Annotated in this window: 4 protein-coding genes and 1 pseudogene; all 5 read right to left on the reverse strand. The window is 56.7% G+C overall.

The window, feature by feature from the left end; translation table 11 throughout:
• Positions 1-603 (reverse strand): annotated as a pseudogene (locus V7Z75_RS13070) (hypothetical protein); the annotation flags it as partial.
• Positions 604-609: 6 nt separating this feature from the next.
• Complete coding sequence (locus V7Z75_RS13075) at positions 610-915, reverse strand: hypothetical protein (RefSeq protein ID WP_334109103.1); 306 nt, start codon at positions 913-915, stop codon at positions 610-612.
• 58 nt (positions 916-973) lie between these two features.
• Positions 974-2,191: an SU10 major capsid protein gene (locus tag V7Z75_RS13080; protein WP_334109104.1), complete on the reverse strand. Its 1,218-nt coding sequence runs from the start codon at positions 2,189-2,191 to the stop codon at positions 974-976.
• 10 nt (positions 2,192-2,201) lie between these two features.
• A complete protein-coding gene (locus V7Z75_RS13085) occupies positions 2,202-3,026 on the reverse strand; it encodes a hypothetical protein (protein ID WP_334109105.1) in 825 nt (274 codons plus the stop codon).
• An 86-nt stretch (positions 3,027-3,112) separates the two neighbouring features.
• A complete protein-coding gene (locus V7Z75_RS13090) occupies positions 3,113-6,463 on the reverse strand; it encodes a hypothetical protein (RefSeq protein ID WP_334109106.1) in 3,351 nt (1,116 codons plus the stop codon).
• Positions 6,464-6,729 lie beyond the last annotated feature (266 nt).

Below are 6,729 nucleotides of genomic sequence, written 5' to 3' on the forward strand. Positions count from 1 at the left end.
ATATACCCCTGCGTGCGTATGCGCCACCGGACTATACACACCACTGTGATCGTGGCTTAGCTTTGAATACACACTGTCATGATCGTGACTTGCAGGGGCATAAACCCCCGCATGATCATGGTTTAGCTTGGAGTACACCGCATCATGATTATGGCTCGTAGGGCTATAAACTCCCGCGTGATCATGATCAGACCGCGCCGCCGTTGAAGCTGATCCGCTTCCTGCCAATGTCGGCTGTGGCCCAGCTGGCCCTTGTGGGCCAATCGGCCCTTGCGGGCCTGCACTCATCACCCCGGCATTGATCCAAACAGGCGGGTCATTTACATACACATACAGGCTGTACGGTGCTGCCGAACCAACCAGCGCCCCGTCGCCAATCAGCACCGACGGTCCAGTGGGCAGGCTTCCTGCTGTTGCTACTGTCCAGCGGATGCGAACAGCCTGCCCCTGATCGCCTTGCGGCCCAGGAATGCCTTGCGGCCCGGCAGGGCCATCCGGGCCTTGCGGACCCATCGCTAGCGGATCGTTACGCAACCAGTAGCGGGTATCAAATGTGCCGTCAGGATCAACAGGCAATGGTCGGGGAACAACATTCCGGGCCATCTGGTATTACCCGTGAACCGTTGTGACCAGCTCAACGTGCGCCTCATATGCCTCATCCGACAATGGCGCATAGCCACTGATAGGATGCGGTTTAGGAGCCTTGTTGCGGTTCTGCTCCCACACCTTGTAGCCAATCGCAGACTGGATGGCATCGTATTCATCCTGCGTCTGCGCCGTATAGTGGCCATTGTGGAATACAATCCACTCCCCCCGCCGCTCGGGCACAGCAATGCGCACATTGTTCCGCGGGTCAGCGAGCCAGAACGTCACTGGCTCATACGTCATCGCCTCTTGCTTCGTTGGTGCTGCCATGTACTATCTCCATTCACATGCAGGGGCGACATCTTGTCGCCCCTGCCACTAACGCCACCTATGGATACTCGCCGATGCGGCCTTCGAATCCGGTAATCCGCGCCATCCCATGCTCACGCTGCACCTCCAGCGTGAAGTCACCAGAGACGGCCTTCACATCGTGATCAACGGCATGGGTAGCACCATCCTTGCCACTCACATGCCAGTTAAGCCCCTTGAATGGCCGCACCTTGATGTCATTGAAGTTGAGGAGATACACCGTCCCGTCCGGCACATGGCGTGTCGGCTCTACCACGAAGGTGCCCGTGCGGAAGTGGTACTTTCGCACGACACGGTTGTACTCATCGGTATCCATCTGCGCCTCGCGCTTTGACGGATCAATTGTCATGTCCAGAATGCGCGCGGTGTTCATACTGCACACAATCGAGAGCTGATCGACTTCATCACTTTCCAGCCACATATCGGCGATAACATCATCGAGGTCATCACCCGTGAGCTTGGCACTGTTGAGGTTGACTTCATTACTCGTAATAAAGTAATCCAACCCCCCAAAGCGAGAAGGAGAAGCACTGCCGATACCAGCAAGGCGACGTCCCTTGAAGACGCTCTCTTCCAGCAATCGCTTTTGCTTCAGCATCTCTTCTGCAAAATCCGCAAGCAACGGGTTGCTGGGATTCTCCCAGGTGCTCATGTTTTGCGCGCGCTTGTCTGCGGTCAATTGCGCCTGGAAACGCTGCGGATAATTGAATGCTCGGATGCCACGATAGCGGGGGGCCTCTGTGTGTGCCCCGTTCAATGCTTCAGTTGTACCAATGATCTGCACAACATCATTCTGCGAGTGCGCAAATGCCGAGGTGCCAGAAGTACCTCGGGTCGCGACAGTCAGTGTGTCGCCGGTGATCCCCGTCACAATCAACTGCTCGTACGTGGACGGATCCGGAATGTCCGTCCCGGTCTTGGGGGTGTACACCTCAATTACGCTGCCAATCTGAAAGAAGCTGCCCTCCCCGGTGGTGACAGTCAGTGTGGCGATGCTGTTATTGGCAGCAGAGGCAAGCTTCGAGCGCATCGGAATGCGGAAACTTTGCCCCCACTGGTGCAGCTCCTGATCAAATTCCTCATTGCTCATAATGCGATCGAGGATCGGGGTCTTGCGCGGCTCGAGCGCCTTCGCCCATTCAACCACAAGGTCTTTGCTGGCAGCAGTGGCAATCGTGCCGCCGCTGGTGTTCTGAAGATAGGTATTCTCTGGGGCCCTGAATGCAAACGCTGGCATGGGTTACTCCTTATACGCTGGAGAGAATCGCACCGAGCACATCAAGGTTCCGTCCCGGCTTCAATGGCTCCTGCAACACTGGCCCGGATGTCGTGCCAGCAATTACATCCACCCCCGAAGATCGACGCTGCCCCTCTTGCTCTGCGACCCTGTTCGTCATTGCTGTTTGTTGATAATACTGCTGTGTCTGCTGCAACACATTCGCAATCCGAACCATATCCTGTTCATTCTGCGCCTGCCGCAGGTGTGGCAACACAACCGGATTGAGATTCTTTCCCTTGATCAAATGTTCAGCAAACCCATCGCGAGTCGCCGCCCACAAACCCTGTTGATACGAGGCTTGCACCTGCTCTTGCCACTCACTCATTTGCTGTTGATACGATTGACGGGTACCATCCAGGCGGCTGTACACCTTCTCGGCAATAGCAGCAGCAACATCCTCATCATCCACACCGGCACGCGTCAGCAGGCTCATCACCTCCTGTTGCAACTCAGTGCGAAGTTGGGCATTGGCCGCTTGTGCCTTCTGCTCGTCGGCCATGCGCTTGATTTGCGCCATCACCGACTCCTGCTCCTGTAGCTTTGCCCTCGCCTCATCCAACTCGCGCTGACTTTGCAGCAGCGCTTCAATGTCGTACTGCGGCTGGGGAACCGAGGCATCGCTACCAGGCGCGATCTGCTCCGGTGTTGCCGCTACCGAAGATTGCTCTCCCTGTGGGACAAGACCGAAGATATCCGCTGTGGTCGCTGCGTCGTGTTGTTCTACAGATGCTGTCACCGGCTGCGCTGCCTGCGGAGCAGCTTCAACCGGGGGTTGCGAAAAAGATGTGTCCACGTAGACAAAACCCTCCGTACACAAGCCACCTGGCTGTGGCTCTGGTACGGAGGGTAGTGTGTGCCTGTGCAATTCCTATCCGCAGGTCATGGCCTCACCCATGGGTCGTTGTACCGATTGTGATCATGCTCATTCAACAAGTCGAAAAGCTCCGACCAGAACTGATCTGTTGAAGAGGATGCCGGGTTGTTGCCATAACGATCAGGCCCCGGTATCGGCTTCGGAGTCCGCACCTTCGTATCTGTCGCCCCCGGCAACGATTCATAGTACTGCTCCTGGTCTGCTGCAAAAAATGCTTCAATCGTCAGCTGCTCCGGAGGTGTCTCCGGTGGTTGCTTCGCTACCCATTCCAGATAGCGCTCGATCTGCCACGATGGCGAAGGCTCAGTATGCCCCTCTGCCTTCAGTTCGTTCTCGATCTTCGTACGCGTGGCCTTGGGCAGTGACGAGAAGGGAGTATCGGCATCATAGCCATACTTCACCTTCTTGTCCCGCGTCAGCTTGTCCCACTCTTCCATCTCGTGTACGAATACCGGCAACCGCCGCACTTCGTTCTTGAAATCGGCATTGCTCTCCTCGTATGGGATCGGTCTCGCACCTGTGTTCACTACCCCCGCCGGATCCCAAACCTCTGCGGGGCTCTCGTATCCAGCCAATGGTTTATCGATTACATACGTATCCCACCCGTGAATCCAGAAGAAGGCATTTTGGCTTGTCATCGCACGGTTGCGCGCGACATCATCCACGGCGTCGGCAATAAAGGTATCGTAATACGCCTTGGCCGTAGGGTTATGAGCAATCAGTGCTTGCCAGTATTCCTCCGGGCCACCTGGCCAGTCATAAACCTCACCGCGCCACTGCACGAACTGGGCGAAGTCCTTGTTCTCTGGCTGCGCCAGAAACTTGGAACGATCATCCCGCAATGTGTTGATGCGCCCCATGGCGTTTCGCTCGGCCATCAGGCCATTCGCAATCGCAACTCGCTGATCCCGATTCATCGCCTTAATCTCAGCCTCGGTATAAGTGATGCCATTCACGGTCAGGTCACCCCGAACATCCCCATTCGCGATATCATTCCACAGCCCCAACAACAAGCGCGAACGTGTATCACCCAGCTCGTAGTACCCATCCGACTGCGTGCGGAAGAGCGTCACCATCGGCTCGGGGGTATTCACCGCCTGCTTTGCCTTGCCAGCCAGGTTGGTCATCAGGTCGCTCCCGTCAGATGCCTCCAGTCGCGTCCGTGGACGCAATGGCCCGGCAACCGTCCGGAACACCTGTTCTCCCCATTCACCCCGAATCCATTGCTTCAGCGCCTGTTGATACAACTCCGAATCAGGATCCATTTCGGCCAACGCCAACATCGCGCGGCCCTCATTGGTTTCAACATCCACACCACGCGCCTGCAGCATATCCACCATGATCGCGCGAATCTCTCGATCCATGGATTGCTCGCTGCTCCGTGACTCAACCGTGTCCGCGAACGGATTGGCACGGCTCACCATCTCACGAATATTGCGATTCACATCCTCATTGAGATTACCAATAGGGCGCGGGTCGTCGCCAATCAATCCGTACGCTCGCGCCGTATTAATCATCAATGTGAAAAGTTCCGCTTCTCGCCCAATGTGCAACAGGTCAGGCGACCACGTATCCCCCGCCAACCCGGTGACATTCATGCCCTTGTCAATCACCGGACTGATGCCGATATCCTGCAAGTCAATATCGAAGCCCGTCCAGTCGTAAATCCACTTCTCTACCTGATTACGATGCTCGCCTTCCTGATCGTACCGGAAAGTATTCTCCCGGTTAAAGAATGTGTAGGCAGACAGCAGCGCAAAGGGATTGAGGAAGTAGGAACGACCGCCAGGCCCCGTCATGATCTTCACAAACCCACGCATGTACGGAGGCCAATTATTCCGTTCCGCCAGATCGTTCAGCTCCTCAACCGCGTTGAAGTAAAGGTTGATCATGAACGGGTGCGACGCCATCTGGTTCGCCATGAACCACCATTGCCGCGATTGGAAGTAGTGGAACGCCAGCAAGCGCTGCGCCACCAGGTCCGCCCGTGTTTGCCCCTGCGCCATCGCCCGGTGCCGAATCTTGCCACGCACATCCTTCTGGTTCTGATTGAGAACCTGCTTCCAGTCACGCCCCATCCGCTCAGCACGGCCACGCCCTACACGAGCATTGCCATTGCCCAGTATCGGTGCGAAGTGATCAACAACGTCGTTGTACCCAAACTCCCAATTCGTGCCAAGCGCATCCTCGAATTCTCGCCATAGCTGCCTCGCCTCAATCTGATCGATGCCTAGCCAGTCCATCATGCGATTCACCTGGGCATTGCGGAAGTCCGGATAGAACTGGCGCATATTCCGCACAGTCTCGGTGTACTCAATCGTCTCGCGGTACATCATATCCATCGCTGCGCCCCAGTCGCGTGCGAACCTGCTCCCCGCAAGATTCTCCAACCACGTGCCACCAGGCAATTTGCGTATCGTCTTCTGCCCTGTCAGCAGCTCGCCTTCAATTCCAAAGCCACGCCCCCGCAGAATATCTCGCGTCTCCATCGCCGGTGTGGTGCCCATGCGCTCGTGCATGACTTGAGTGCGCGTCTTGATGCTGTTGGCCTCCAGCCACTTTGCTGGCTTCCCTTCACGGATCAGGCGAAAATCACGCAGCGCTCCTCGCGGATCAAGCATCCGTCCCATCACCCGCAGATCGCCACTCACCAGCGCCAGCATCTGATTGCCAAAATACTGCACAGCAGGGAAATGCCATATCTTCGGCAAGTTGAACAAGATGCGCTGCCGATAGTAACTGGAGATCGCATCGTAAATCTTCTGAATACCGCGCAACCCAATAGCAGCCTTCTCCAATGGCCACCGCACTGTCGCAGGCAAGTCGGCAACCCGTGCCTTCGCCTTATCACTCAGCACACCCGTAGGGAAGACATTTTCGATCAGGTGCGCTTCGTACTCATCCCACGCCCGGTAGATCGCATCCTCCATGTAGCTACTGATGTCAGCACCATTACGCCACTGCTCTGCATCCCCCGCCTCTTTCGTGTAACGTGTGATGCGATCCAGCAACGTTTCGCCATCTGCAAACGGGTGCTCGGTGAGGATGCTGATCTCTTCGTTGCTGATCGCCCGGTTCAGCCAGAAATCATTATTGGGTGCTGCCGTTGTGGCATTGCTCCTCCCCGCCTTATGTGTTGCCGGTGTCGCCTTCCCAGCCCTGGCCTCCATTACCTTGAGCTTCGGCGAATCATCCGGCATGGCGTTGATGCCATCCAGTATCTTCCGCCCGGGAGTAACAGCCTTGCCCGTCGGAGTAGCCTTGTCCGCCGGAATCTCATACGCAGGCATATCAATCAGGCCAGATGGGTCTTTCACCGTCTCGCCCTCAATCAGTCCCGGCTTGCTCGGCGTCATGGATGTGGTGCCATCCCCCCACGCTGCCCATGCATCAGTAGCCGTACGTCGATCAATCCGTGCACCCTCATTCGCAATGATCTGGTGAAACGGGAGTCCCAGTTGTTCCGTCGGCAAGCTCATATCGGGGGCTGTCGCCCCCTCCTCATCCAGAAGCTCCCGTATGCGCTGCAACCGCTGCTCTGGCGTGAGCGCACCGGCATTGCTCGTTGTCTCCGACTTGATGAGGCCGGTATCTATCAGCCCTTGCCCCTCGGGAGGGATAG

Origin of the sequence: Methylobacillus sp. (assembly GCF_036844465.1) — a bacterium.
Classification (GTDB): Bacteria; Pseudomonadota; Gammaproteobacteria; order Burkholderiales; family Methylophilaceae; genus Methylobacillus.